General features: G+C 70.0%; 22 protein-coding genes. 7 read left to right on the top strand and 15 right to left on the bottom strand.

Annotation, left to right across the window (positions count from 1 at the left end; all coding sequences use genetic code 11):
- The first annotated feature begins 70 nt into the window (after positions 1–70).
- Positions 71–1,090 carry a hypothetical protein gene (locus ACWF82_RS30475; protein WP_452506775.1) on the top strand — a complete coding sequence of 340 codons (1,020 nt, stop codon included), beginning with the start codon at positions 71–73 and terminating at the stop codon, positions 1,088–1,090.
- A gap of 4 nt (positions 1,091–1,094) precedes the next feature.
- Here the strand turns inward: ACWF82_RS30475 and ACWF82_RS30470 are convergent, their stop codons facing one another.
- Together ACWF82_RS30470 and aspS are read right to left on the bottom strand one after the other, a co-directional pair.
- Entirely contained in the window at positions 1,095–2,063 is a 969-nt protein-coding gene (locus ACWF82_RS30470) for a DUF389 domain-containing protein (protein ID WP_452506774.1), read from the bottom strand.
- Between the two features lie 76 nt (positions 2,064–2,139).
- Positions 2,140–3,954 carry an aspartate--tRNA ligase gene (gene aspS, locus ACWF82_RS30465; protein WP_452506772.1) on the bottom strand — a complete coding sequence of 605 codons (1,815 nt, stop codon included), beginning with the start codon at positions 3,952–3,954 and terminating at the stop codon, positions 2,140–2,142.
- Between the two features lie 209 nt (positions 3,955–4,163).
- On the opposite strand from aspS, the gene ypfJ reads away from it, so the two are divergent.
- Positions 4,164–5,090 (top strand): KPN_02809 family neutral zinc metallopeptidase, encoded by a 927-nt coding sequence (gene ypfJ, locus ACWF82_RS30460; RefSeq protein WP_452506770.1) that lies wholly within the window; start codon positions 4,164–4,166, stop codon positions 5,088–5,090.
- A gap of 46 nt (positions 5,091–5,136) precedes the next feature.
- Positions 5,137–5,637, top strand: coding sequence for a hypothetical protein (locus tag ACWF82_RS30455; protein ID WP_452506768.1), 501 nt, complete (start codon positions 5,137–5,139; stop codon positions 5,635–5,637).
- Positions 5,638–5,697: 60 nt separating this feature from the next.
- On the opposite strand, the gene ACWF82_RS30450 is transcribed toward ACWF82_RS30455, so the two are convergent.
- A complete protein-coding gene (locus ACWF82_RS30450) occupies positions 5,698–7,335 on the bottom strand; it encodes a hypothetical protein (RefSeq protein WP_452506766.1) in 1,638 nt (545 codons plus the stop codon).
- Positions 7,332–7,661, bottom strand: a complete 330-nt coding sequence (locus tag ACWF82_RS30445; RefSeq protein WP_189023704.1) for a type VII secretion target — start codon at positions 7,659–7,661, stop codon at positions 7,332–7,334. The genes ACWF82_RS30450 and ACWF82_RS30445 overlap by 4 nt, the downstream gene beginning before the upstream one ends.
- A gap of 191 nt (positions 7,662–7,852) precedes the next feature.
- Between ACWF82_RS30445 and ACWF82_RS30440 the strand changes: the two genes are divergently transcribed.
- On the top strand, positions 7,853–8,827 hold the full coding sequence (locus tag ACWF82_RS30440; RefSeq protein ID WP_452506764.1) for an NAD-dependent epimerase/dehydratase family protein: 975 nt from the start codon (positions 7,853–7,855) through the stop codon (positions 8,825–8,827).
- A 13-nt stretch (positions 8,828–8,840) separates the two neighbouring features.
- Here the strand turns inward: ACWF82_RS30440 and ACWF82_RS30435 are convergent, their stop codons facing one another.
- On the bottom strand, positions 8,841–9,686 hold the full coding sequence (locus ACWF82_RS30435; protein WP_452506762.1) for an SGNH/GDSL hydrolase family protein: 846 nt from the start codon (positions 9,684–9,686) through the stop codon (positions 8,841–8,843).
- 128 nt (positions 9,687–9,814) lie between these two features.
- Positions 9,815–10,132 carry a hypothetical protein gene (locus tag ACWF82_RS30430; RefSeq protein ID WP_452506760.1) on the bottom strand — a complete coding sequence of 106 codons (318 nt, stop codon included), beginning with the start codon at positions 10,130–10,132 and terminating at the stop codon, positions 9,815–9,817.
- Between the two features lie 89 nt (positions 10,133–10,221).
- Here ACWF82_RS30430 and ACWF82_RS30425 point away from each other — a divergent pair, with 89 nt between their 5' ends.
- A complete protein-coding gene (locus tag ACWF82_RS30425; RefSeq protein ID WP_452506759.1) occupies positions 10,222–11,235 on the top strand; it encodes an Rv2578c family radical SAM protein in 1,014 nt (337 codons plus the stop codon).
- A gap of 9 nt (positions 11,236–11,244) precedes the next feature.
- Here the strand turns inward: ACWF82_RS30425 and ACWF82_RS30420 are convergent, their stop codons facing one another.
- Both ACWF82_RS30420 and hisS read right to left on the bottom strand, forming a co-directional pair.
- Complete coding sequence (locus tag ACWF82_RS30420) at positions 11,245–11,889, bottom strand: hypothetical protein (RefSeq protein WP_452506757.1); 645 nt, start codon at positions 11,887–11,889, stop codon at positions 11,245–11,247.
- Between the two features lie 70 nt (positions 11,890–11,959).
- A complete protein-coding gene (gene hisS / locus ACWF82_RS30415; protein WP_452506798.1) occupies positions 11,960–13,234 on the bottom strand; it encodes a histidine--tRNA ligase in 1,275 nt (424 codons plus the stop codon).
- A gap of 85 nt (positions 13,235–13,319) precedes the next feature.
- On the opposite strand from hisS, the gene ACWF82_RS30410 reads away from it, so the two are divergent.
- A complete protein-coding gene (locus tag ACWF82_RS30410) occupies positions 13,320–14,213 on the top strand; it encodes a peptidylprolyl isomerase (RefSeq protein WP_452506756.1) in 894 nt (297 codons plus the stop codon).
- A 276-nt stretch (positions 14,214–14,489) separates the two neighbouring features.
- Positions 14,490–15,032: a hypothetical protein gene (locus ACWF82_RS30405; RefSeq protein WP_452506754.1), complete on the top strand. Its 543-nt coding sequence runs from the start codon at positions 14,490–14,492 to the stop codon at positions 15,030–15,032.
- Between the two features lie 65 nt (positions 15,033–15,097).
- Here ACWF82_RS30405 and ACWF82_RS30400 read toward each other — a convergent pair whose 3' ends face one another.
- From ACWF82_RS30400 to ACWF82_RS30370, 7 genes are read right to left on the bottom strand one after another with little or no spacing between them, the layout of a single operon-like run.
- Positions 15,098–15,520, bottom strand: coding sequence for a DUF4913 domain-containing protein (locus ACWF82_RS30400; protein WP_452506752.1), 423 nt, complete (start codon positions 15,518–15,520; stop codon positions 15,098–15,100).
- Entirely contained in the window at positions 15,517–17,340 is a 1,824-nt protein-coding gene (locus ACWF82_RS30395; protein ID WP_452506750.1) for a type IV secretory system conjugative DNA transfer family protein, read from the bottom strand. The genes ACWF82_RS30400 and ACWF82_RS30395 overlap by 4 nt, the downstream gene beginning before the upstream one ends.
- A gap of 44 nt (positions 17,341–17,384) precedes the next feature.
- Complete coding sequence (locus ACWF82_RS30390) at positions 17,385–17,972, bottom strand: hypothetical protein (protein WP_452506748.1); 588 nt, start codon at positions 17,970–17,972, stop codon at positions 17,385–17,387.
- On the bottom strand, positions 17,969–19,630 hold the full coding sequence (locus ACWF82_RS30385) for a peptidoglycan DD-metalloendopeptidase family protein (protein ID WP_452506746.1): 1,662 nt from the start codon (positions 19,628–19,630) through the stop codon (positions 17,969–17,971). Before ACWF82_RS30385 ends, ACWF82_RS30390 begins: the two co-directional genes overlap by 4 nt.
- 58 nt (positions 19,631–19,688) lie before the next feature.
- Positions 19,689–19,997 (bottom strand): transposase, encoded by a 309-nt coding sequence (locus ACWF82_RS30380; RefSeq protein ID WP_375928830.1) that lies wholly within the window; start codon positions 19,995–19,997, stop codon positions 19,689–19,691.
- Positions 19,994–22,426, bottom strand: a complete 2,433-nt coding sequence (locus tag ACWF82_RS30375; RefSeq protein ID WP_452506744.1) for a hypothetical protein — start codon at positions 22,424–22,426, stop codon at positions 19,994–19,996. Before ACWF82_RS30375 ends, ACWF82_RS30380 begins: the two co-directional genes overlap by 4 nt.
- A gap of 7 nt (positions 22,427–22,433) precedes the next feature.
- Positions 22,434–23,930 carry an SCO6880 family protein gene (locus tag ACWF82_RS30370; protein WP_452506743.1) on the bottom strand — a complete coding sequence of 499 codons (1,497 nt, stop codon included), beginning with the start codon at positions 23,928–23,930 and terminating at the stop codon, positions 22,434–22,436.
- Positions 23,931–24,031: the final 101 nt, after the last annotated feature.

The following is a 24,031-nucleotide window of genomic DNA, read 5'->3' as shown; positions in this document are numbered from 1 at the left end:
CGTCGGGTTTTCTCATCGTCAACTGCTGTGCGCCACACCGCAAACCGGTTGAGTCGAAAGGTCTACCACAGTGACCGACACACCGTACGCCGCATCGAGCGATTCACCGGGTGGGTCGCCGCGATCCGGCGGTGGCGGACAGTTCGCCGACGGCACGGGCCGCCATGAGGGACAGGGGCAGCCGCCCGTGTCCGGTTCCGGACCGAGCAGGCACGGAATGGCCGGTGGCGCAGGCTATCCGCAATTCGAGGGGCCCGGCGCCGCGCAGTACGGCGAGGAACCGCTCGAGCCGGCGCCGCCGATTGCCGGACCGGCCACCGCGACACCACAGTATGGGCCGGCGGGCACCGGTCCCGGTTACGCCGCGCCGCAGGCGAAACCGAACAACCCCGGGTACGCCGCCGCCCCCGCGCCCGGCGTGTCGGCCGGCGGCGGCGGGCAGACGCCGGGTTACTACCATTCGGGAGCACAAGCGCTCGATATCGGCCGCTCGCTGAGCTACGGCTGGGAGCGGTTCCGCACCAATCCGGGCCCGTGGCTCGGCGTCACCGCCGTCGGGGTGCTCATCTATCTGGCCGTCCTCGCGATCGTCCAGATCTTCGATCCCACCTCGCTGTTCACCGTGCTGTTCCTGTTCCTGGTGGTCGCGGTGGGGCTGTGGCTGCTGCAGGCGGTGATGATCCGCGGCGCGCTCTACGAAACCGACGGTTACCCACCGGCTTTCGGGTCGTTCTTCCGATTCGTGAACGCGGGCAATGTCTTGCTGACGGCCCTGCTCGCCTTCGCCGCGACGCTGCTCGCCTCGTCGCTGTGCCTGCTGCCGGGCCTGGTGGTCGGGTTCCTGTGCATGTTCTCGCTGCACTTCGTCATCGATCAGGACTACGGTCCGCTGGAGGCGATCAAGGCGAGCGCGGTGCTGGTGCTGGCCAACGTGTGGGCCTCGCTGCTGCTGGCGCTGACGGTCACCCTGGTCACCCTCGTCGGCCTGGTGCTGTGCGGGCTCGGCCTGTTCGTCGCGGGCCCGGTGTGCGCGATCGCGGTGACCTATTCCTACCGGATGCTCACCGCGGGGCCGGTCGCCCGGGTCTGAGCCTTCAGCGCTGCAGCGGGGTGCGCATCCCGATGGCCCGCTTGAACCGGCCGACCGGACCCGCCTCGTCGCCCGCGCGCGGCCGTAACTCGAGCACGAGGACGCCGGCGACGACGATGCCGAGCAGGTTCACCGCCAGCTGACCCACCGATTCGAACGCGCGGTGCCACTGGCCGATGGTCGCCGCCACCACCGCGTACCCGGCGGCGGGCACCGTGGTGACGGAGATGAACACGCCGATCAGGGCCGCGGATTTCGCCGTCACCAGCGACAGCATGCCCGCCGCGCCTGCCAGGATCGCCACGACCAGCGAGAACGGCCCGACCTGGTAGATGAAGTCCACATCGTGGGCGTCGACGACGCCTTCGGTGGTGATCCAGCCGAGCCGCTCCCACAGCAGGGTCGCGGCCAGCGTGATCACCATCGCCACCGGGAAGGCCACGGCCAGCGCGATCACCGAGCGCCGCGCCAGCCGCCAGTTGCGGCGCACCAGCGCCACCGACAGCGCCGCCAGCGGCCCGAACTCGGGGCCGACCACCATCGCGCCGACGATGGTGACCGGCGAGTTCGTCGCCACACCGATCGAGGCAAGCAGGCAGGCGATGGTCAGGAACGCGACGAAGGTCGCGTTGAGCGAGGACTCCTCGCGGGTCTCCCTGAGCAGTTGCTCCCAGACCACCGCGTCGCTCGGGTCACCGGGGGCGGCTCTGACCGCACGGTCGGCGGCATCGGAGAGCACCGAGTCCACCGGACCGAGCGTGATGCCGCCGGTCTGCTCGATCCCGAGCGCCTTGACGTCGGCGAGGACCTTGTTGGCCGCCTCGCGCGCCACGTCGGCCTGCACGAGATCGCCGCGTGGATCCAGGGCGATCCCGCGCGCGACCGTCAGGTGGGTGACCCCCGCGTCGGCTTCGAGCGCACGCACGAGGGCGTCGGTCTGCTCGGGCGGACTGATCACACGCAGATGCAGCACCGGTGGCCCTTCTGGTCGGTGCCGCCGGGGGCGGCACGGGAACTGACCAGAAGGTACCGGCTACGGTCAGCGACCGCTATTTCTCGGCGGCAACAGCTTTCGGCGCGGCGGCGGCCTTGCCGTCGCCCTTGACCTCGGGCTTGGCGTCGATGCCCGCTTCCTTGCGCTGCTGCGCGGTGATCGGGGCCGGCGCGTCGGTGAGCGGGTCGACGCCGCCACCGGTCTTCGGGAACGCGATCACCTCGCGGATCGAGTCCTCGCCTGCCAGCAGCGCGGTGATGCGGTCCCAGCCGAAGGCGATGCCGCCGTGCGGCGGGGCGCCGTAGGCGAACGCGTCGAGCAGGAAGCCGAACTTCTCCTGCGCCTCGTCGTGACCGATGCCCATCACCTGGAACACCCGTTCCTGCACGTCGCGGCGGTGGATACGGATAGAACCGCCGCCGATCTCGTTGCCGTTGCAGACGATGTCGTAGGCGTAGGCCAGCGCCGAACCCGGGTCGGTGTCGAAGGTGTCGATCGACTCCGGCTTGGGCGAGGTGAACGCGTGGTGCACCGCGGTCCAGGCCGAGTAGCCGAGGGCGACGTCACCGCTGGCGGTCGCCTCGGCGGTCGGCTCGAACATCGGGGCGTCGACGATCCAGACGAAGGCCCAGGCGTTCGGGTCGATGAGGTCGCACTTGCGGGCGATCTCGCCACGCGCGGCACCGAGCAGGGCCCGGCTCGACTTGACCGCGCCCGCGGCGAAGAACACGCAGTCGCCCGGCTCCGCACCGACCTGCTTGGCCAGGCCATCCCGCTCGGCGTCGGTCAGGTTCTTGGCGACGGGGCCGCCCAGGGTGCCGTCCTCGTTGATCAGGATGTAGGCCAGACCCTTGGCGCCGCGCTGCTTGGCCCATTCCTGCCAGGCGTCGAGCTGACGCCGCGGCTGGCTCGCGCCGCCCGGCATGACGACCGCGCCGACGTACTCGGACTGGAACACCCGGAACGGGGTGTTGGCGAAGTAGTCGGTGAGCTCGGTGATCTCGATACCGAAGCGCAGGTCGGGCTTGTCCGAACCGAAGCGGCGCATCGCCTCGGCGTAGGTCATGTGCGGGATCGGAGTGGTGATGTCGTGGCCGACCAGCTTCCACAGCGCGACGAGGATGTCCTCGGCCAGCAGGATCACGTCCTCCTGGCGCACGAAGCTCATCTCGATGTCGAGCTGGGTGAACTCGGGCTGACGGTCGGCGCGGAAGTCCTCGTCGCGGTAGCAGCGCGCGATCTGGAAGTAGCGCTCGATGCCGCCGACCATCAGCAGCTGCTTGAACAGCTGCGGGCTCTGCGGCAGGGCGTAGAAGCTGCCCGGCTGCAGGCGCGCGGGGACCAGGAAGTCGCGGGCGCCCTCGGGGGTCGAGCGGGTCAGCGTCGGGGTCTCCACCTCGATGAACTCGTGGCGGGCCAGCACGTCGCGGGCGGCGGCGTTGACCTTGGAGCGCAGCCGGATGGCGTGGCCCGGTCCTTCGCGACGCAGGTCGAGGTAGCGGTACTTGAGGCGGGCCTCGTCGCCGGGCGTCTCGTCGAGCTGGAACGGCAGCGGGGCGCTCTCGTTGAGCACGACCAGGTCGGTGACGTTGACCTCGATCTGACCGGTCGGCAGCTCGGGGTTCTCGTTGCCGTCGGGACGCTGCTCCACCACACCGGTGACCTGCACACAGAATTCCGCGCGGAGCTTGTGGGCCTGTTCGGCAGCTTCGCCCTCGCGGAAAACCACCTGCGCGACACCGGAGGCGTCGCGCAGATCGATGAAGGTCACGCCACCGTGGTCACGACGCCGGGCCACCCAGCCGGTGAGGGTGACGGTCTGACCGGCGTGCTCGCTTCGCAGCGAACCAGCCAAGTGGGTGCGCAGCACGGTATTCCTTTCGACAGACTTTTGCGGACTCGTCGCACCGGCGGAGAAGACCAGGTGCACTGCCATCGTAGTGAGACACGATCCCCGAGGGAAAACCGATATCTCGCCGTGCCGTGTCAAGCTTGTGACGCATGCCCGCCGGCGAGGGTCCGCCCGCGGTGAATCGCGCTGCAGGACAGCTGGACAACCGAGCGAAGGCGAGTACCGCGATGACCTTCAACGAAGGCATGGAGATCGATCCCGGCCGGGCTTCCTCCGGCGGCGGCCCCGGTATGGGTGGCAAGCTCGCCGTCGGCGGCGGCGCGGGCGGTCTGATCCTGCTCGTGATCACGCTGCTCCTCGGCGGCGATCCCGGGTCGGTGCTCGGCAACTTCACCGGTGTGCAGGAGACCCAGCAGAGTCAGCCGGGCACCGCGGGCACCCCGAGCCATTGCAAGACCGGCGCCGACGCGAACAAGTACGTCGACTGCCGGGTGGTGGCGACCGCGCAGAGCCTGGACGGGGTGTGGTCGCAGGAGCTGCCCAAGCAGACCGGCACCCGCTATGTCGAGCCCCAGCTGGTGCTGTTCTCCGGCGCCGTGTCGACCGGCTGCGGCAATGCCACCAGCGACGTCGGCCCGTTCTACTGCCCCGCCGACCAGACCGCCTACTTCGACACCGCCTTCTTCCAGGATCTCACCGACCGGTTCGGCGCCAGCGCGGGCCCGCTGGCCCAGGAATACGTGGTCGCGCACGAGGTCGGCCACCACATCCAGAACCAGCTCGGCGACATCGGCCGGGCCCAGCGCGACCCGCAGGGCGCCAAGTCCGGCGCGGTGCGCACCGAGCTGCAGGCCGACTGCTACGCGGGCATCTGGGCCCATTTCGCCGACAAGCAGCCCGCGCCGGGCAGCACCCAGCCGTTCCTGAAGCCGCTGTCGGACAACGACATCCGCGACGCGCTCTCCGCCGCCAACGCCGTCGGCGACGACCGCATCCAGCGCTCCGCCGGGCGCGGTGTCAATCCCGAGTCGTGGACGCACGGATCGTCCGAGCAGCGCCAGAAGTGGTTCCTCACCGGTTACAAGACCGGTTCGGTCAAGGCCTGCGATACCTATTCCGCGGGTGACCTGAACAACCCGCCCGGGCTACGCTGACCCCCGACGCGACACCGACACATCGTTTTTCGACCGAGGGGAACCCATGCGCCTGACCATGACCGGATTGCTCGTCTGCGCTCTCGCCCTGCCCGGCGTGAGCGCCGTCGCCAACGCCGAGCCGGCGCCGCTACCCCTGATCAGCGTGACCACGATCCCCGACGGCTGGTCCCAGCGCACCGACCTGCGGCCGGTGCTGCAGGTCTTCGCCGACGGCAAGGCCGTGCATTCCCCGGACGCGGTGAGCAAGGACCGCAAGCCCGAGACCGCGGCCAAGCAGGTGACGGGAACCGTCGCCGAGGACGTGATCTCGGCCGCGCGTGACGAGATCAACGCGCTGAAAGAGGTCGACTTCGGCATCCCGTCCGGGGAGGGCAAGGGCACCACGATCATCGATCTGATGCCGGAGGACCTGGTCGACGATGCCCATCTCGTGGTCTACTCCCCCGACTCCACCGACGGCCTGAACGCGGACCAGCAGGCCGCGCGCAAGCGCTTCACCGACCTCTGCAAGAAGCTGGTCGACGCCTTCAAGGAAAAGCGCTGAGCTGACGACGACGCCGCCCCGGACACCTGAGCACGGTGTCCGGGGCGGCGTCGTTCAGGCTCAGAACCGGTCTTCGTCGGCGTCGCGTTCGTCCTCGTGGACCGCGCCGATGACCTCCGGCGTCGATTCACCGAGCGGGCCGGTGAGGTCGTCGTTGCCGGTGCGGCTCTGGTAGGGCTGCACGGTGCGGCCGTGTTCCTCGTCGTTGCTGCGCTGGCCGGCGCCCGCGCCTGCACCACCGCCCATGAAGCCGGAGCCGCTGGTGCCCGCGGTCGTGGTGTTGCCGAGACCGGTGCCACCCATCGCGGTGGTCATGACGCGACCGGCGGGCAGTGCCGAACCAGGCACGGCGGTCGTGGCTTTCGGGGTCCCCGTGCTCGGGGTGCCGCCACCGGAGCCACCCGTCGATCCGCCGCGGGCGGTGCCGAGCGCACCGAGCGCACCGCCGGTGCCACCGGAGCCGCCCGTACCGCCGGAGCCGAGGCCCGACGGTGTCGTCGCGCCGGGCGTGGGGGTGGTGCTGGTCGGCGAGGCGCTCGCGGCGGCGGTGGAGTCGCCGCCCGTGCCGGACAGTGCGTCTTCGGCCTGGGTGAGCAGCGGTTCGGCGATGTTCTCGGAGGCGGCGCTGAGCACTTCCTCCGGGGAGGGCAGGCCGCTCTGGCCGACGAGTTGCTGCACAACGCCGCCGAGCTGGGAGGTGTGCCCGGCCAGCTGGCCACGGGTGGAGTTGACGACGGTCACCGCCGAGCCGAGGTGTTCGGTCGCGAGGCCGATCAGCGTGGCCTGGGTCGGGGGCAGCATGATCGTCGGCGCGAGCGCGGTGGCCTGCGCGGCGAAGGTGGTCGCGATCGCCGACAGCTGGGCGTTGCCCGACTGGACGACGGCGGCGGCCTGCTCGGTGAGGGCGGCGATATCGAAGCCGCGCTGGCTGGTGTCCTGGCCTTCGACCTGGGCCTGCTGGCTGGTGGTGGTCGCGGCGTCGGAGGCCTCGCCCTCCCACAGCTGCTGGACGGTCTTGAGGCCGCCCTGGGCGACGCTCATCGCCGAATCGATCAGCGTGGACGAATTGCTCAGCAGCGTGGTCGGATCGAGCGAGCCGAACACGCCGGTGCCGAAACTGCTCAGCAGCTGCAGGATCGGGTCGAACAGCGAGTCGATGCCGGGCAGCGCGGGAATCGACACCCCGTTGAGCAGCGCGGAGACGGGATCCTCGGTCAGCGAGGTCGCGGCGGCCGAGCTCGCGCCGTTGCCCGTGCTCGCCGCGCCGGAGGTCGACGTGCCGGTGAGCGCGCTCTTGGCCGAGTCGAACGCGGTCTGGGCGGTGGCCAGCGCCGGCGCGGCGACCTGGGTGAGCGTGCTCTGCACGCCGCTCAGTGCCGCGGACGCGTCGGTGGCGACGCCGGACAGGATGTCCTGCGCGTCGACGGTGCCGCCGGTACCGAGCCCGGACAGACCCGACAGCCCGGCCGGGGAGACCGCGCCGTTCTGGGTCTCCTCGGTGATCTTCTGCGCGAGGGTGAAGACCGGATCCTCGCTGGTCGCGATGTCCTCGGGCAGCTGGATCAGCGGCACATCGAGGATCGCCTGGGCGCTGTAGTCGACAGGCACGGCGCCGAACGCGGACTGGGTCGCGGCGTCGGCGGTGGCCAGGGCGGTGTCGGGCGTGATGACGCCCGCGTCGCCGCTCAGCGGCTTCATGCGATGCCCCCGATCCCGGCGGCCTGACGCGCCAGGTCGGCGGCGTTGGTGGCGTCGGTCGCGTCGAAGGTCACCGAGGACTTGAACGCGGCGTCGGACAGCTTGGAGAACTTGGCCGACAGATCGTTGATGTCCTTGGCCTGCAAGGCCTGCGCGGCCGCGAACATCGCCAGGTAGTCGGCGCCGATGAGCCCGAACACCGGGGTCATCGCGGCGACATTGCCCGCCGCGTCGGTGATACCTGCCGCGGCGATATCCCCCGCTACGGCGGCGTTCGTCGCCGCGAACGCGGTGACGGCATCGGTTTGCACCGAGAGATCGGTCATGCGAATCCCCCAACTCGTCGTGAAAAGCCTGCTCTGAGAGCGCGATCGGTGGCCGGGAAACTCCCGTCACGGCCGCCCGAGGGCGCAGTGCGCCAAATATAACCGAACACCCCGACCTCTATCGAGCCGTGTCGGCTCCGATCTGCGGGATTCGCTTTCAAAACTAGAACATGTTCTATATCCTCGGCGAAATGAAGGTCGCAGTGACCGGCGCAGCCGGCTACCTCGGAACCAACCTGATCCCGCAGCTCGTCGAGCGTGGCCACGAAGTGGTGGCCATCGATCGCGCCGCACCGACCACGTCCGATCCGGCCGTCACCTGGGTTTCCGGTGACGTGCTCGATCCGGCGTCGATGCGCACGGCGCTGGCGGGCGCCGAGGTGGTCTACCACCTGGTCGCGCTGATCACCCTCGCCGAGAAGAACGATCTGGCGTGGCGGGTCAACACCGAGGGGGTGCGGGTCACCGCGGAGGCGGCACTCGAGGTCGGCGTGCGCCGGTTCGTGCACACCAGTTCCATCCACGCCTTCGACCAGTACCGCGCGGGCGGGCATATCGACGAGACCACCGTCCGCTCCACCGATTCCGGGCTGCCGGTGTACGACCGGTCCAAATGGGCGGGCGAGCAGGCGCTGCGATCGGTGATCGAGCGCGGTCTCGATGCGGTGATCGTGAACCCGACCGGCGTCTACGGTCCGGTCGACCACCCCGACCGGCTGTCCCGGCTGAACCGCATCGCCGCCGACGCGATGCGCGGGCGCGTGCCGGTGATGATCGGCGGCGGGTTCGACCTGGTCGACGTGCGCGACGTCGCCCATGGCCTGATCCTGGCGGGCGAGAAGGGCCGCACGGGCGAGAACTACCTGCTCGGCGGGCACATGACCGCGTTGATCGACCTGTGCCGGATGGCCGCGGCACGCACCGGTGCCAAAGGCCCGCGTTTCGCGATCCCGGCCAAGGCACTCGGCGCGATCCTGCCGGTGGTCGAACCGATCAGCAAGCGCCTCGGATCGGACATCCTGTCCAAGGCGGCGCTCGGCGCGATCCTGTCGGCGCCGGTCGTCGATCACGGCAAGGCAGAACGCGAGCTCGGCTACCAGCCACGCCCGGCGGAAGAGACCGTCGCCGACCTGGTCGACCTCCTGCGCGCACCGCGCAACGCCTGACCCCCACGCACCCCTACGCCACGACCGCGCGGATGATGTCCGCCGTCGCCTGCTGCCCGGCGGCGTTGGGGTGCACCGGAGTCGCGTTCGGCTGACCCGGCACCGGCGGCTCGACCCACCGGGTCGCCAGGTCACGGCAGGCATCGTGCCCGATACTCGGGGTATAGATGTCGATGTAGCTCGCGCCGTTGGCTTCGGCCTGGCGACGCAACGCGGCATTGAGCTCTTTCTCGACATCGCGCGCGTAGGCGATATCGCCGGGGCTGAGCGGAACCTGCGGATAGCAGCTGCCCGATTCCGGCAGCACCGCCGGATATCCGACGACGTACACGCGCGCGTTCGGCGCGAACGTCCCGATGCGCCCGATGGCCGCGCCCATCGCGGGCTCGTAGGCGGCGATGTCGTCGCTGAACCGCGATCCCCAGGTGTCGCGACACGGTGTGCCGACGCCGGCGGCATTACCGAGATTGAGCGCTACGCACTCGATGACCATGGTCTGGAACAGATTGCCGTCGTTACCACCGATCTGATAGGTGACGACCCCGGTCCGCGGCGACAGCGCGTTGAATTGCGGTGGCTGATCGGCATATTGGGCGGTGCTCATGTGCGCGGTCGCCGCCGAGGCGCAGCTGACATCGGTGAGCTCCCAGCCGGTCGCCGCGACCAGCCGATGCGGATAGTTCTGCGCCGATCGCGTGCACAGCGGCGGGCTCCCCGGAGCGGGATCGAGCAGACCGGGCGCGGCGGTGTAGGAGTCACCGATCGAGACATAGGACTCCGGGGGCGCCGAGATGGCACCCGGGAACAGCAGGCCGAGGACGAGCTGAGCGACGGCCGCGACCAACAACGGTCTTTCCATCGAACACTTCTTACCGAGACACCCACACCACCGATTACCGAACCAAACGGTCCGCCACCAGCAATTTTACGCGCGAATCCACTGAAATGCGGCCGTCCAGTCTGGTTTGTACGGCGCTCGTCAGCGCACTAGAGGGCGGCGAGCACCCCGACGAGGAAGATCCCGAGCCCCGCCGTGATGGTCACCGCACCGGCGAAACCCAGCGGACCGGTGCGCGCGCGCTCGGCGAATTCGTCGCCGACGCCCGTGAGCCAATTGATCGTGTCCTTGGCGGCGATGAACACCCCGGAGGCCACGACCAGCCATGCCGCGGCGGTGTTCCACCCGGCAGGCAGAGCCGACATGCGCGCGGGCCACACCAGGCCGAGCAGAACAGCCCCTTGGAGCACCGCGCCGACGTGCGCGACGGTGAGATAGCGCGGCGTCGGTGGATTACCCGAGCGCATCCGCAAACGAGGAAGCCACTGCGGACGATTGTAGAGAGTCGGGGTCGACCACGCTTGACACCACATCGAACAAATGTTCGACTCGTGGAGTGCGGTGGCAAGCCCAGACCCTCGACGCCGATGACGGCGCCCTGCCCGGATTGACCAGGGCCGGGCTGGTTCGCAGTGTCCGCACCCCCGAGTTCGACGGCATCACCTTCCACGAGGTGCTCTGCAAGAGCGCGCTGAACAAGATGCCGGAGAGTTCCTCGCTGCCGTTCCGGTGGACGATCAACCCGATGCGCGGGTGTTCGCATGCCTGCCGGTACTGCTTCGCGCGCGGCAGCCACGAGTACCTCGGCCTGGACGCGGGCAACGATTTCGATTCCGAGATCGTGGTGAAGACCAATGTCGCCGCGATCCTGCGCCGCGAACTGGCGCGCCGGTCCTGGCGGCGCGAACCGGTGGCGCTCGGCACCAATACCGACCCCTATCAGCGTGCCGAGGGCCGCTATCGCCTGATGCCGGGCATCATCGGCGCCCTCGCCGACTCGGGCACGCCGTTCTCGATTCTCACCAAAGGCCCACTGCTGCGCCGTGATCTACCGCTGCTCACCGAGGCGTCGCGGCGGGTGGCGGTGAGCGTCGCGGTGTCGATCGCCATCCTCGACCCCGACCTGCACCGCAGCCTCGAACCCGGCACGCCAACTCCCCGCGCGCGCCTCGACCTGGTCCGCGCACTCGCCGACGCGGGTTTCGCCGTCCACGTCATGGCGGCCCCGATCATCCCGTGCCTCACCGACGGCAGCGCTCATCTCGACGCGCTGTTCGCCGCGATCGCCGACGCGGGCGCCGACAGCGCCATGGCCTTCCCCATGCACCTGCGCGGCAGCACTCGCGGCTGGTTCCTGAGCTGGCTGGCCACCGAACACCCGGCACTGCTGCGGCGCTATCGCCAGCTCTACGGCCGCGGCGGCAACGTCACCCCTACCTACAGCGCCTGGCTTCGTGAGCGGGTCGACCCACTGCTCGCCGCCTACGATCTGCGCCGCCCCCAGGGCCGCACCACACCGACACCGCCGACCCCGCCACCCCAGGATCCGCAGCTCGCGCTGTTCGGTTGAGCCCGGCGCTCACACGAGCGAGGCGACCTCGGAATCGCTGAGCACCACCGGCGACACGGCGTCCTTCGCACGCACCAGCCGCACCCCGCGATACAGCGGCCGCTCCCCCAGCCCGGCATCGCGCGCCTCAGCCCGCAACTGCTGCACCAGCACCTCCGAGACGACGACGGCGGCGGCGAGTTCGCTGGCGGCGAGCGCGTCGGCGAGCTTGCGCAGCCCGAGCAGATGCAGCTCCCGTCCACTGCCCGCGTCGGTGTACATCGCCAGCGGCACCAGCTGGATGTCGGCGCCCGCGGTCACCTTCAGCACGATCCGGCTCAGCCTGCCCGGAAACACCAGCAGCTGCACGCCGCTCGCGTCCGCGAGGTCGATGCGATGTTCACCCAGCAGCCGGTGCGCGCGGATCTCGGTGCCGCTCAACCACATCCGCCTGCGCCGGAACGCGAACACATAGCCGATGGTCGGCACCGCGACGACCAACCCGAGGGCGATCGCGTACGGCCAGCTCAACCACACCGCCGCCAGCAGCGTCACGCCGATGCCCACGCCGAGCGCGGCCAGCGCGAGCCTGCGCAACATCGGCGCGAACACTTCGGGCGCCACCAGGTCGATGCCGACCGGTTCCGTCGCCGCCCGCCCGGACTCCCCGTCCACGATGTCCCTCTCCACCCGTCCCGTCCGGTCCGAGGCGCGGTCAGACTACCGCGCCCCGGACCTGCCGGGCTCAGTTGCCGAGTGCGCTGCGCAGCACGCCGATGACCTCGCCGAGGGGCACCTGCCGCTGCTCGCCGGTCGCCATCTCCTTGACCCCGATCGAGTGCTCCTCGAGATCGCGATCGCCGAGCACCAGCGTGTATTTCGCGCCGGAGCGGTCGGCGCCCTTCATGGCGCCCTTCATCCCGCGTCCGCCGTAGGCCAGGTCGACGCTGATCCCCGCGCCGCGCAGATCGCCGGCGAGCGCGACCAGCCGCGCCTTGGCCGCGTCACCGAGGGCGATGCCGTAGACCTGGCAGCGCGCCGGATCGGCCGCCGCCTTGCCCTCGGCCGCCAGCGCGAGCACGGTCCGGTCGACACCGATGCCGAAGCCGATGCCCGACAGCGGCTGCCCGCCGAGTTCGGCCATCAGCCCGTCGTAGCGGCCACCGCCGCCGATGCCGGACTGCGCGCCCAGCTTGTCGTGCACGAACTCGAAGGTGGTCTTGGTGTAGTAGTCGAGGCCGCGGACCATGCGCGGGTTCACCACGTACGGCACGCCGAGCGCGTCGAGGTGGGCGAGCACCTGCTCGAAGTGCGCCTTGGCCGATTCGGAGAGGTGATCGATCATCAACGGCGCGTTCGCGGTCAGCTCGCGCACCTCGGGCCGCTTGTCGTCGAGCACGCGCAGCGGGTTGATCTGGGCGCGGCGGCGGGTCTCCTCGTCGAGCGGGAGGCCGAGCAGGAACTCCTGCAACAGGTCCCGGTATTGCGGGCGGCAGGTCTCGTCGCCGAGCGAGGTGATCTCGAGCCGGAACCCGTCCAGGCCGAGGCCGCGGAATCCGGCGTCGGCGATGGCGATGACCTCGGCGTCGAGCGCGGGGTCGTCGACGCCGATCGCCTCGATGCCGACCTGCTGCAGCTGCCGGTACCGGCCCGCCTGCGGGCGCTCGTAGCGGAAGAACGGACCGGCGTAGCACAGCTTGAGCGGCAACTGCCCGCTCTTGTCCAGACCGTGCTGGATCACCGCGCGCATGACGCCCGCGGTGCCTTCGGGGCGCAGGGTGAAGCTCTCGCCGTTGCGGTCGGCGAAGGTCCACATCTCCTTGCTGACCACGTCGGTCGACTCGCCGACACCACGCGCGAACAGGGCGGTCTGTTCGAATACCGGCAGCTCGATGTGCCCGTACCCGGCGAGTCGGGCGGCGTTGATCAAGCCGTCGCGCACGGCGACGAACTCGGCCGAGCCGGGGGGCACGTAATCCGGGACCCCCTTCGGGGCGGTGAAGCTGCTGGTCTTGGTCACGATCATCCAGTTTTCCCCACGGGCGCCCCTCGCGTCCAACCGGTTACCCTCTAGACGAATCTGACGACACGGGAGGAACGCGGTAGTGCCGAGTAACGAACAGCGACGGGCGGCGGCCAAGCGCAAGCTGGAGCGCCAGCTGGAACGACGGGCCGAGCAGGAGAAGAAGCGCAAGCGCCTCGTGATCGCGGGCTCGATACTCGGTGTCATCGTGGTCGCCGCCGCCGTGACCGGCGTGTACTTCCTCACCAAGGGCGGTGACGAGCCGGAATCCTCGGCCACGGCGAGCGCGACGACCACCAGCAAGCGCGAACTGCCGCCCGCCGCGGACGCGCCCGCGGTCGCCGCCAAGCCCGCCACCGTCGACTGCGCCTACCCGGTCGGCGCCGAGCCCGCGGCCAAGCCGGTCGCGCCGCCGAGCACCACCACGGTCGCCTCCGGCCCCGACGCGCCGAAGACCAAGGTGTCCATCGACTCCACCCAGGGCCCGATCGGCCTCGAGCTCGACAGTGCCGCATCGCCGTGCACCGTCAACAGTTTCGTGAGCCTCGCCCAGCAGGGCTACTTCGACAACACCAGCTGCCACCGTATCTCGGCCGAGACCGGCTTCGAGATGCTGCAGTGCGGTGACCCGACCGCCACCGGTATGGGCGGCCCCGGCTACAGCTTCGCCAACGAGTACCCGACCGATCAGTACCCGGCTGACGATCCGAACCTGGAAAGCCCGGTCAAGTACCAGCGCGGCGTGATCGCGATGGCCAACTCGGGCCTGACTCCCGAGGGCACCAACGGCAGCCAGTTCTTCCTGGTCTACGGCGACACCATCCTGCCGCCGAAGTACACCATCTTCGGCACCATCGACGAGGCAGGCCTGAAGACGCTGGCGAAGGTCGGCGCCGCCGGCGACGACGGCTCCATGTCGGCGGGCGGTGGCAAGCCGAAGATGCCGATCAGCTTCAACACCGTCAAGGTGGGCTGACAGCCCCGCACACGGCACCGAAAGGGCCGGACGCCGCCGCGGTGTCCGGCCCTTTTCCGGTGCCATCGCCTCGACACCGGCGGAAGATCATCAGAGGCAAGGCAATCCTATGGATCGTCCGGCCGATGCCAGCTCGTTCCGCATTTTCTCCCCCGCCACTCCGTGTCCACCGAAACTTCTCGACACCTGCCTCGCGTGGCTCCGCCAGACATACAGTCGTGTCCTTCGCGCGGTAGGCTCAGATGTCCACTTCCACAGCAGCATCGGGGAGCAGTCATGGCGGAACTCGACGACATCGGCAGCGAAACGGCGTCCATGATGAAAATCATGCTGCAGATGGCCACCCTGGTCGCCCTCAAGTCGCGTGAGCACGGCCAGAAAGAGGCCGAGGCCCGCGTCAAGGCGGTCGAGGCGAAGATGAAGGAAGCCAAGGAACTCCAGATCCGCGAGGCCCGCGATCTGAAGGCCAAGGACCCGCGCAATATCGAACTGGTACAGATGATGTCGGTCGGCACCAAGTCGGCGCAGACACGCGGACTCACCCTCGAGAAGGACCCGTCCTCCCCGTTCGCGAGCACCGCGGCCTCGGTCGGCGCGAACGCACCGCAGGTGGGCTACGACTCCGTCGAGCGGCGCGCGGCCATCGCGGCCCATCTCGAACGGGCAGGCGTCGCACCGGAATTGGCCGAAGTGCGGATGCTGGTCGAGATGGGACAGGGCATTTCGCCGGACGAGGCGATCCGGCGCACGAACGCGGGCGCGCGGCGGGCAGGCATCGAACGCAGCATCGATCCGCGCGGACTCGAGCGCGGCCGCTGACCCGCTCCGGCGCACACCGGCCAGGGGGGCGGCCCGACCGCCCCCCGCCGGACCGGAACCGCCGGCTAGAACGGCTTCGTCTTGCCCATCGTCCGCATGACGTCCGGGTCGGTGAACTGATCGCGATCCGCCCCGACCTGCTCCTCCAACGGCAGCGGATCGAGCATCTTCTTGTGGCCGTTGCGCACACTGCAATACTTGAACGGCCCACGCGGATCGAACAGTTTCGCCATATGCGGATCCGCGTGATCGAGGAACCAGACACTGATGCCAGGTCCACCCTGCATCCGGAAGTGCTCCCACGCCTGCCACAGCGCGTGCAGTCGCACGGCCGCCTCGGGATGGCGCCACCATTCCGGGCACCACACGGTGTCACTGATATCGGTGACCTGCCTGCTGTACACCCTGCTCAGGTAGTCGTTGACGAAATCGAAGACATTGCCGTACCCGTTGGCGATGTCGCGCGCGGGTTGCGTTTGTTCGTTCACAGTGGCTTGACCTCCTCGATGTCACCGATCTGATCCGGCGGAGTGGAACTCGACTGCACCGGCGTCCCGATGAGATCGTCGATGCGGGTCTTGCGGGTGGGATCGTTGTATTCGATCGACTGCTTGACCGCCTCCGAGTACTCCGATTCCCACCAGGGCACGGTGCGGACCAGCACGGCGGGCTGGCCCGAGGTGAACACCACCGCGCGGCCGCGCGGCAGCGTCGCCAGTCCCTGCGCGGTGAAGGTCACCGAGGAACTGAGCGAGCGGGAATAGCTCTTGCTGTTGCCCGACTGCGACATCGACTGCGAGATCGAGTCGTACTCGCCGATCGCCTCGGAGCGGTCACGCAGGAACGCCATGTCGTCGACACCGCTGCCGAGCACCTTGATATTGGCCGCCGACCACAGCGCGCTCATGCCCGCGTCACCCCAGCACCGCGCGCCCTGGGCCCACGACTGCAGCACGGTCATCACCACGATGCCGCGCGAACCGAAGTGGCTGTACTGCTTGGGCAGATCCTTCCAGCGCACCACATTGGCCGCCTCGTCGAGGACCGCGAGCAGCGGAATCGGCAGCCTGCCACCGGAGGACAGCGAAGCCTTGCGCATCGCCACGTCGATGACGGCCTCGGTGAGCGCGCTCACCAGCGGCGCGGCCGACCCACGACCCTCCAGCGACAGGCAGTAGAGCGTGCCGTTGCGCTCGATGAACTCGAGCTCGTCGAACTGCAGGCGGTCGCTGCTGCCGCGGGTGATCCACGGATGTACGTTCGACATCTGCAGGCAGCGGACCATCTTCTTGGCCGTGCCGAAAATGCCGCTCTTGGTGCGCTGTTCGGCGTTGTACTGCATGGCCAGGCCGGACGCGGTGAAGTCGTGGCCCGCACCGCGCAGATGCTCGATCGGCTCGCTGTTCTGCGGATTGGTCACCCATTCCCACACCTGGGTGATGGGCTTGCCCGCGATCGCGGCGGCCAGGAACAGCCCGGCGAGCAGATCCTCGGCTTCCGGATCGAAGAAGCTGTCGGTGGTGTCGGCGCCGCCGCTCTCGGCATCGGCGAAGTGGCCTGCCAGCCGGGCCGCGCGCATCTCGCACCCCTCCTTGCGGTGGTCGACCCAGGCCAGCGGATCCCAGAACCACGTCGGCCGTTCACCCGCGACACCCTGCGGGTCGAAGACGAAGGTCGCGCTGCCCTTGGTCTCGCGGACATTCCGGGTCGCGTCGACCACGTCACGCTTGTTCGACGTGGTCAGCACCGGTCCGATGGCCGACAGGATCGCCGGGATCACCCGCGAGGTGGACTTGCCCTGGCGCGGACCCCAGATGTCGAGGTGCAGGTCCTCGTAGGAACCGTAGAGCGGGGTGCCGTCGGCGACGGCGATGCCGATCGGCACACCGGGCGCGTCGTTGGTGCCCAGCCGCACGCCGAGCTCCTTGGCCTTCGTCCGCACCCCCTCCTCGGTGATGGAGGCGATGGCGCTGCCGCTGCCCATGTGGTCGGCCTTGTCGTCGATCGACAACCGGCCCGCCACCGCGCGCGTCTTCATCTTCTTGCGGATCACCACATACGCGATGGCCGCGGCGATGACCAGCAGCACGATCACCGTGGACGCTCGCGGCCAGTGCAGTTTCCCGCGCGCCAGGTCGGCGACCACCGCGATCGGGTTCACCGGAATGTTCTGTGGCACCACCGACATCGCGTTGCCAAGGTGCAGCGCGACGGCGAGGGTGATCAGCGTCGCAAAGCCGAACACGATCAGGATCAGCGTCGTGTCGGGTCCGATCGCGGCCGGATCCGTCACCTTCTTCTTCGCCACGTGTGCCTCCTTGTGGACCTTGTCGGATGGGTGGGTGGGTGCTCTCAGCGGAACGCGTCGAGGCGCCAGCCTTGCGGCGTCTGCACCACGGTCGCGATGACCGTGCTCGGCGGTAGGGCCTCGGTCCGCCCGTTCGGGTAGACGACCGTCTGCTCGATGCCGATCTTGTACTGCGCCACCGTGGGATCCGCGCTCGGCGGCGCCTGCTCCCCCGAAGCGAAGGTGAACGCCTCGACGCGGGCCTTCGCCTTGCCCCAGTCCGCCCACTGCAGCGTCGGTTTCGGCGTGCCGGTGGTCCCGGCCGAACTGTCCAGCATACGTATCATGCTGGGCCCCAACCATTTTCGCGCCCGCTGCAGCGAATCTCCTTGCTGCTCGGTCGCGGGGTTCCAGGTGTAGACCTCGCGCAGGGCGACGACCGCGACACCGTCGGGCGTCGTCGGGTCGACCGTGGTGGCCGCTGCCTCGAGCAGCCGGGTGGTCGGCGTCGCGCCGTCCGGGCGCGCGGTATCGGAGTCGCCGCCGCAAGCGGCGACCGAGGTCAGGGCCGCCACGAGCATCACCGCCGGAATGGTGCGGATTCGTGTTCTCTCCCACCAGGTTATCCCCGCCGCGTCGCGTCGTGTGGTCACAACACCCTCCTCGCCCGCGCGTCACCCGGCACCGCCACCTCGACGACGCCACCGCCTGCCCCGCTGCTCGACGGCGGCACCGCCTGGATCAGCTGACCGTTGCCCGCGTAGATCCCCACCTTCGCCGGACCTTTCGGCCCGAAATCGCTGAACACCAGGTCACCCACCGCCACTTTCGCGAGGGGCACCTCCCGGCCGGACTCCCACTGCTGTTCGGCGGTGCGCGGCAACGTCACCGCGCCCGAGGACGCCGCGAACACCGCGGCGGCGGTGAGGCCAGGCCCGTCGAACCCGCCGTTGCTCGGGCCCTGCGCGCCACCACCACCCCAGACATACGGCGCGCCGAGCCAGTCGTGCGCCGCCTCGGCGATCTGCGCGCCACCGCCACCGGGTTCGGGGGTGAACCGGCCCTGCGCGCCGGGCGCGCGGTACTGCGGTTCCATCGACAGGATGTTGGTGACGTAGGGCTGGGTCTCGGAGTAGTGCGCCGCAACCTGATTGGGCATGCCGCCGGAGGCGAGCACCGCGCCCTCACCGGCGTTGTAGCCGGCCAGGGTCAGCGCGGTCAGGTCGCCGGAGACCTTGCCCGCGGCCATCCAGCCCGCGATCTTGTGCGCGATCGCGCACATGTAGCGGGCCTGGCCGATGATCGCGTCGCCGTCGTCCCAGACGCTGGCCGTGCCGTTGCCGTCGGCGTCGATGACATAGGGCAAGCCGTCGTCGGGATTGATGCTCACCGCGGTGCCGGGCAGGAACTGCGCCAGGCCCTGCGCGCCGGCGGGCGAGGTCAGCCCGCGCCGGAAACCCGACTCCTGCTTGGCCTGTGCGGCCAGCAGCGACGAGGAGATCTCCGGGCAGACGGTGCCAGCCCGGCGATACCAGATCTCCAGTTCCGCGGGCACCTTGCCGTCGGCGAGCGCGCCACCGGCGCTGCCGAAACCGCGCACACAGTTCGGGTCGACCGAGAACGCCCGCGCGCCACCGACATCCGGGGTCGGCGCGCCGTCGAGCCACGGCATCGGGTCGATCTGGCGGCCCCCGGTGAAGCGGCCGCCCGGCACGATCTCGAAATGCAGGTGCGGGCCGCTGGATTCGCCGGCTGAGCCCACCATCCCGATCGGCTGGCCCGCGGTCACCGTCTGCCCCGTCCGCACCTTCACACCGTGATCCCACATGTGCCCGTAGACGGCGGAGTAGGCGCGCCCGTTGGTGTCGACGGAATCGACGACGATCCAGTTGCCGAAGCCCGACGCCGGACCGGCGGCGACGACCCGGCCGTCCGACACCGAGTAGATCGTCGTCCCGTCGGTGGCCGCCATATCGATGCCCTTGTGATCGCCACCGCGGGAACCGAACACGTCGGAGACGGTGAAGGTGCCGGTCTCCAGCGGCAGGGTGCGGCGCAGCGGACCGACCCCGGCGGCCAGCGAGGGCGTTCCGGTGACGGCGGCGTTGGTGGTCGGCGTCGCGGACGCGGCAGCGCGGGCCTCACCGGGCGACTGGCCGCCCAGCGGCGGCAGTGTCGGCGCCGACGAACCGTCGAGCACGCCGGAGGTTTCGCAGGTCTCGTCCGAGGAGGGCAGCACGATGACCAGCACGAGCGCGATCAACCCGATGACGGAGCCGAGCGCGGACATCAGCATCGTGCGGGCGTTCACCGGCCGCCTCCAGGCGTTCCGCGCCGGGCGCCGGGATCCGGGTCCGCCGCGGCGGTGATCACGTGCGGCGCCGGGTTTCGTTGAGCGTGTCGGCGAGCGTGCGGTTCATCTCGGCGGCGGCGGCCAACTGCTGTTGCAGCAGCACCACTTTGCGGCGTAGCGCCGTGGCGTCCATCCGGTCCAGGCTCGGCCCCTCGGCCGCGCGCACCCAGTTGCGCACCGAATTGGCGTGCACGCCGATCTGTTCGGCCACCACCCGGCAGGCCTCGGACTCGCTGCGCAGCTTGTCGGTCAGGGCGACGACCTGCTCGACGGCGGCCTTGCGGACCTCGGGCGAGACCCGGCGGTAGGACCGGTGCGGCATCATTGCCGGCCTCCGTTCGGTGTCGGCGGTTCGGGAGCGGCACGCGGGTTGTCGCCGAATTCGCTGAACCGCTGATTCGTGTCGTGGATTCCGCTTTCCTTCTCCGACACCGTGAACTCCATGTGGAAGGGGATACCGGGACGGCGATCCTCACCGATCTTGAGCAGGAACTTGCCGGTGCCGGGCGGCGACGGCCGCTGCTGACCGGGGCGTAGCGCTTCACCGGTGAGCGCCTGGGGCGCCGACCAGCCGGTCACCATCTCCTGCTCGGCGGAGGTGAAGGGCACGGTGGAATCGAGCCTGCTGATCTCCTCGGCCGGCAGCGCGCCGAAGATCTTGGCGCGGGCGCGTTCCAGGAAGCCGATCGCCTTGGCGATCGCGGCGTCCGAACCCAGCGCCTGTAGGTCCTTGATGGTGTGGCTGATCATGATCAGCGCGGTGGCGAGGCCACGCTGCAGTCGGGTCAGCTCGTCGACGCGGTCGACCATGAAGTCACCGAGGCCGAGCACCTGCCACAGCTCGTCCATCACCACCTGGAAGTAGCGCTGCGGACCGAGTTTCGCGTCGGCCAGCACGTGCGCGGCCTCGACCGAGGCGAAGCCGTCGGCCCAGCAGGCCAGCATGACCGCGGCCTTGAGCTTCTTGTCGCCGGTGGGGATGTGCGAGACGTCGATGCACACCGCGACGGCGCCGGTATCGATGGGAACGCTGGTCTGCCCGTTGAAGATCGCGCCGAACGGGCCCTGGGTGAGCGCGCGCAGCGAGCGGCGCAGGTTCTTGATCGCGTGCTGGTATTCGTCCTCGTTGTCGGCGCCCGCGTCGAGCATCAGTTCCGCGCCGCCACCGACGATCACTTCCAGGAGGTTCTCCATGATCGGCGGCTTGTCGGGGGCGTATTCGCTGCCCGGCTGGTACAGGATGCGCAGCGCGGTCGCGATCAGCGTCTCCTCGAAGTCGGCGACCCTGGCGCCACGCACCAGCTCCACCAGACCGGCGATCAGTGTCACCTGCCTGGCCCGCAGGTCCTGCAGCACTTGCCGTTGCAGCGCGGGGAACTCCTCCAGCCGCGGCACGACCGAGCCGAGCACACCGGCGGCGAGCGGGTTCAGTTTGCCGTGGCCGTAGCCGAGGTCGATCACCTGGCCGCCGACGAGCTCGACCATCTTGCGGTAGTCGGGTTTCACGTCGGCCAGGATCAGCGGGGTGATGCCCTGGGCGATGCCGCCCAGCACGATCCGGCGCACCAGCGAGGACTTGCCGAAACCGTTGAGGCCGAGCACGAACAGGCTGGGCGCGGTGATGAAGCTGCCGCGCATGAACCAGTTCATCGGGTCGAAGCAGACCGGCGCGCCGGTGTGCAGGTGCGAGCCGAGCGGGGTGCCGATCAGCGGCGCGCCCGCGCCGACCGACCACGGCCACAGGCCTGCGACCTGGGCGGTGGTGGCCCGGTACTCGACCGGGCGGCCGACCACGTTCATCTTGCCACCGCCGGGGCCCGAGTAGCCGCGGTCGGTCAATTCGGCGGTGGTGCGGTCGAATCCGTCGCTGACGACGGCCTCGGTGCGCGCCTGCGCGTTGTTGCGGCGCAGATCGTCGGTGTGGATGCGGAAGGTCGCCCAGGCCGCGCGCAATCCGGACTGCTCGCGGGCGATCATCTCGTAGCGGGCGCGGGCGGCGTCGTCGAGCAGTGACGGGCCGGACTGGGCGCGCCGGTCGGCCTTGTTCCGCGACTTGGCCGAGCGGCCGGTGCCCATCGCCCGGTCGGCGACGTCGTCGGGGCGGTCCGCCTTCACCGGGCGCGGCGCCTTGACGAGCTTGGCCTGCTCGGCCGGGCGCTTCCGGCGGTGCGGATCCATCGCGCGCTCGTGATCGAGCCGCGGGCCGTGATCCTCGGCACGCAGGCCGCGCTCGACGCGGGCCTTGGGGGCACGGTCGGCGTCGGGCCGCGGTCCACGCCGCTCCCCCGCGGCGGGCCGACCGCCACGGGCCTCGTCACCGCGCCTGCCCCGTGCGTCCTCTTCGCGTGGCCTCGGGTGCTCGCCGGTACGCGGCCTGCGGTTCTCGCCGGTGCGCGGCTCACGATGCTCGTCTTCGGCGCGCGGCCTGCGACGCTCGTCCTCCGCGCGCGGCCTGCGGGTGTCCTCGCCCTGCGGCCCGCGCTCGGCGGCCGGACGGCGCGGCTCGTCCGCGCGCGGCCTACCGCCGGGTTCCCCGACGCGCGACCTGCCCTCGCGCGACGGGCGTTCGCGCTCGCCGGCCACGGCCGTACCGCGCGCCGACTCCCGGTCGCCGCGTTCGGTGCGCTCTTCCAGGCCGAGCACGTCGTCGCTCACGCGCGACGAACTCCCGGCCGGTCGTGGTTCGCGTTCCCCGCGGATGCGGGGCGGCCGGTGCACGGGCCGTAGCGCGATGTCGTCGAAGTCGCGTCCCATGATCGCCTCACCCCGCCAATGCCTTCGGAATGGTCGCGTGCTCGGGCAGGATGACGCCACAACCGAGGGAGGCCGCGAACGCCGCGGCCTGGTAGCGGTAGCAACGCCGGATCTTGAGCCGGGCCTGCGTCGAGAGGTCGCGGGTGATGGCCTCGATGCGCGGCAGGTCGCCGCGCAGCGGCTCGGTGATCGTCACCAGCGCGCCGAAGCGGGTCACACCGTGCCCGCGGGCCTGTTCCTCCCGTGCCTGCTGGGTCGCGCCGACCCGCAGTGTCGCGGCGGCCGAGACGACACCGCGTTCGCTCTGCTGCGCGACGAGCGCGTTCTTGAAGTCGTCGTCGACGATCTCGGCGGCGTCGGCGGCCGAGTGCGGCCGGTAGACGATCGCGATCCGCTTACGCGGCACTTCGGGATTCGGCGCGAGCAGCCGCTGCAGCACCCGCTCGTCGACCGCGCCCTCCGGCGCCGCGTCCATCTCCCAGGTGACCGAGCGGCCACCGTCGTGGATCAGGTGATCCCACTTCTCGTCGTGCGAGACCGGGCCCGCGTCGTCCCAGCCGAGACCGTGCCCGCCGGGATCGGCCGCGGCGACCTCGAGATCGGCCTGGGCGGCCGGGTCGTAGCTGCGGCGGATGAAGGAGATGACCTCCTCGGCCGACATCGGCTGCGCCCGCACGCCAGCCTCGGCCAGCGCCGCGCAGATGCCGGGCAGCCTGCGCCCGATCTCCACAGCCTCCTCGGCCGGGTTCTTGCGCCGCTCTGCGGTGGTGGCCTTGAACGTGATCGCCACGCGCGGCAGCAGCTGCACCCGCTCCTGCGGCAGCTCGGTGGCCAGCTCGTACATCACCTGCTGGGCCAGCTCGGGCGCTTCCGGGCGGGTGATCGTGGAGACCTCGTTGAGCAGCCGGTTACCCGTCTCGGGCACGGTGTCGATCACCGGCACCACCGCGACGATGTCGCTGGTCTGCCCGACCGAGGCCAGGAAGGTGCCCCAGGCGGCGACCCAGCGGTCGATCACCGGCTGGTCCACCGCCTCGTGACCCTGCGGCCAGGCCCGCAACACCACGGTGTACTGCGCGAACGCGGGCAGGTGGATCATCCCGAAGTGGTAGCCACCCGCGTCGATGCCCTCATAGAGCTTCGACGGGGCGAGCAGCCCCGGCAGCTTGGTGACGCCGCCGGGGATCCGGGAGAACCGGCCGCCGCGATACACGTGCTCGCCGTTCTTGCGCGAGCGCATCCAGTTGAACATCATCAATCCCGTCTCGTAGCCCGAGCGGCCCCCCGTCCGCCACACCAGGGGCACCATCACCAGCGCGCCGAGGCCGCCGACGACGAAACCCCATTTGAACCCACCGACCATGGCGCTGATCAGGGCCGCGATCACCACGACGAAACCGATCACGGTCTCTTCCCAGCGCAGGCCGAAAAGGCCGGCGCTGCGCGGCTTCTGCCACAGCCCGTACGAGCGCCGCTCGTAGGTGTCGGTCGAGGTGGTCGTCATCGCGGGATCGTGCTCCTGCCGAGGTCGGGTGAACGATTCGCCCAGCGGTCACCGGCGAGGTCGCCCGCCGACTGGTCGGCGCGCGCCGCGCTGCCCGCCGC

This window comes from Nocardia sp. NPDC055053 (genome assembly GCF_053608285.1).
Note: the sequence above shows the minus strand (reverse complement) of the source record. Positions and strands in the feature narration are given on the sequence as shown.

What these genes read in the sequence shown, in the direction of transcription:
- ypfJ (WP_452506770.1), top strand. Translation starts at nt 4,164, where the DNA reads ATGACCTTCAACGAAGGCATGGAGATCGATCCCGGCCGGGCTTCCTCC.
- ACWF82_RS30455 (WP_452506768.1), top strand. Translation starts at nt 5,137, where the DNA reads ATGCGCCTGACCATGACCGGATTGCTCGTCTGCGCTCTCGCCCTGCCC.
- ACWF82_RS30450 (WP_452506766.1), bottom strand. Translation starts at nt 7,335, where the DNA reads ATGAAGCCGCTGAGCGGCGACGCGGGCGTCATCACGCCCGACACCGCC.
- ACWF82_RS30445 (WP_189023704.1), bottom strand. Translation starts at nt 7,661, where the DNA reads ATGACCGATCTCTCGGTGCAAACCGATGCCGTCACCGCGTTCGCGGCG.
- ACWF82_RS30440 (WP_452506764.1), top strand. Translation starts at nt 7,853, where the DNA reads ATGAAGGTCGCAGTGACCGGCGCAGCCGGCTACCTCGGAACCAACCTG.
- ACWF82_RS30435 (WP_452506762.1), bottom strand. Translation starts at nt 9,686, where the DNA reads ATGGAAAGACCGTTGTTGGTCGCGGCCGTCGCTCAGCTCGTCCTCGGC.
- ACWF82_RS30430 (WP_452506760.1), bottom strand. Translation starts at nt 10,132, where the DNA reads ATGCGCTCGGGTAATCCACCGACGCCGCGCTATCTCACCGTCGCGCAC.
- ACWF82_RS30405 (WP_452506754.1), top strand. Translation starts at nt 14,490, where the DNA reads ATGGCGGAACTCGACGACATCGGCAGCGAAACGGCGTCCATGATGAAA.
- ACWF82_RS30380 (WP_375928830.1), bottom strand. Translation starts at nt 19,997, where the DNA reads ATGATGCCGCACCGGTCCTACCGCCGGGTCTCGCCCGAGGTCCGCAAG.
- ACWF82_RS30375 (WP_452506744.1), bottom strand. Translation starts at nt 22,426, where the DNA reads ATGGGACGCGACTTCGACGACATCGCGCTACGGCCCGTGCACCGGCCG.
- ACWF82_RS30370 (WP_452506743.1), bottom strand. Translation starts at nt 23,930, where the DNA reads ATGACGACCACCTCGACCGACACCTACGAGCGGCGCTCGTACGGGCTG.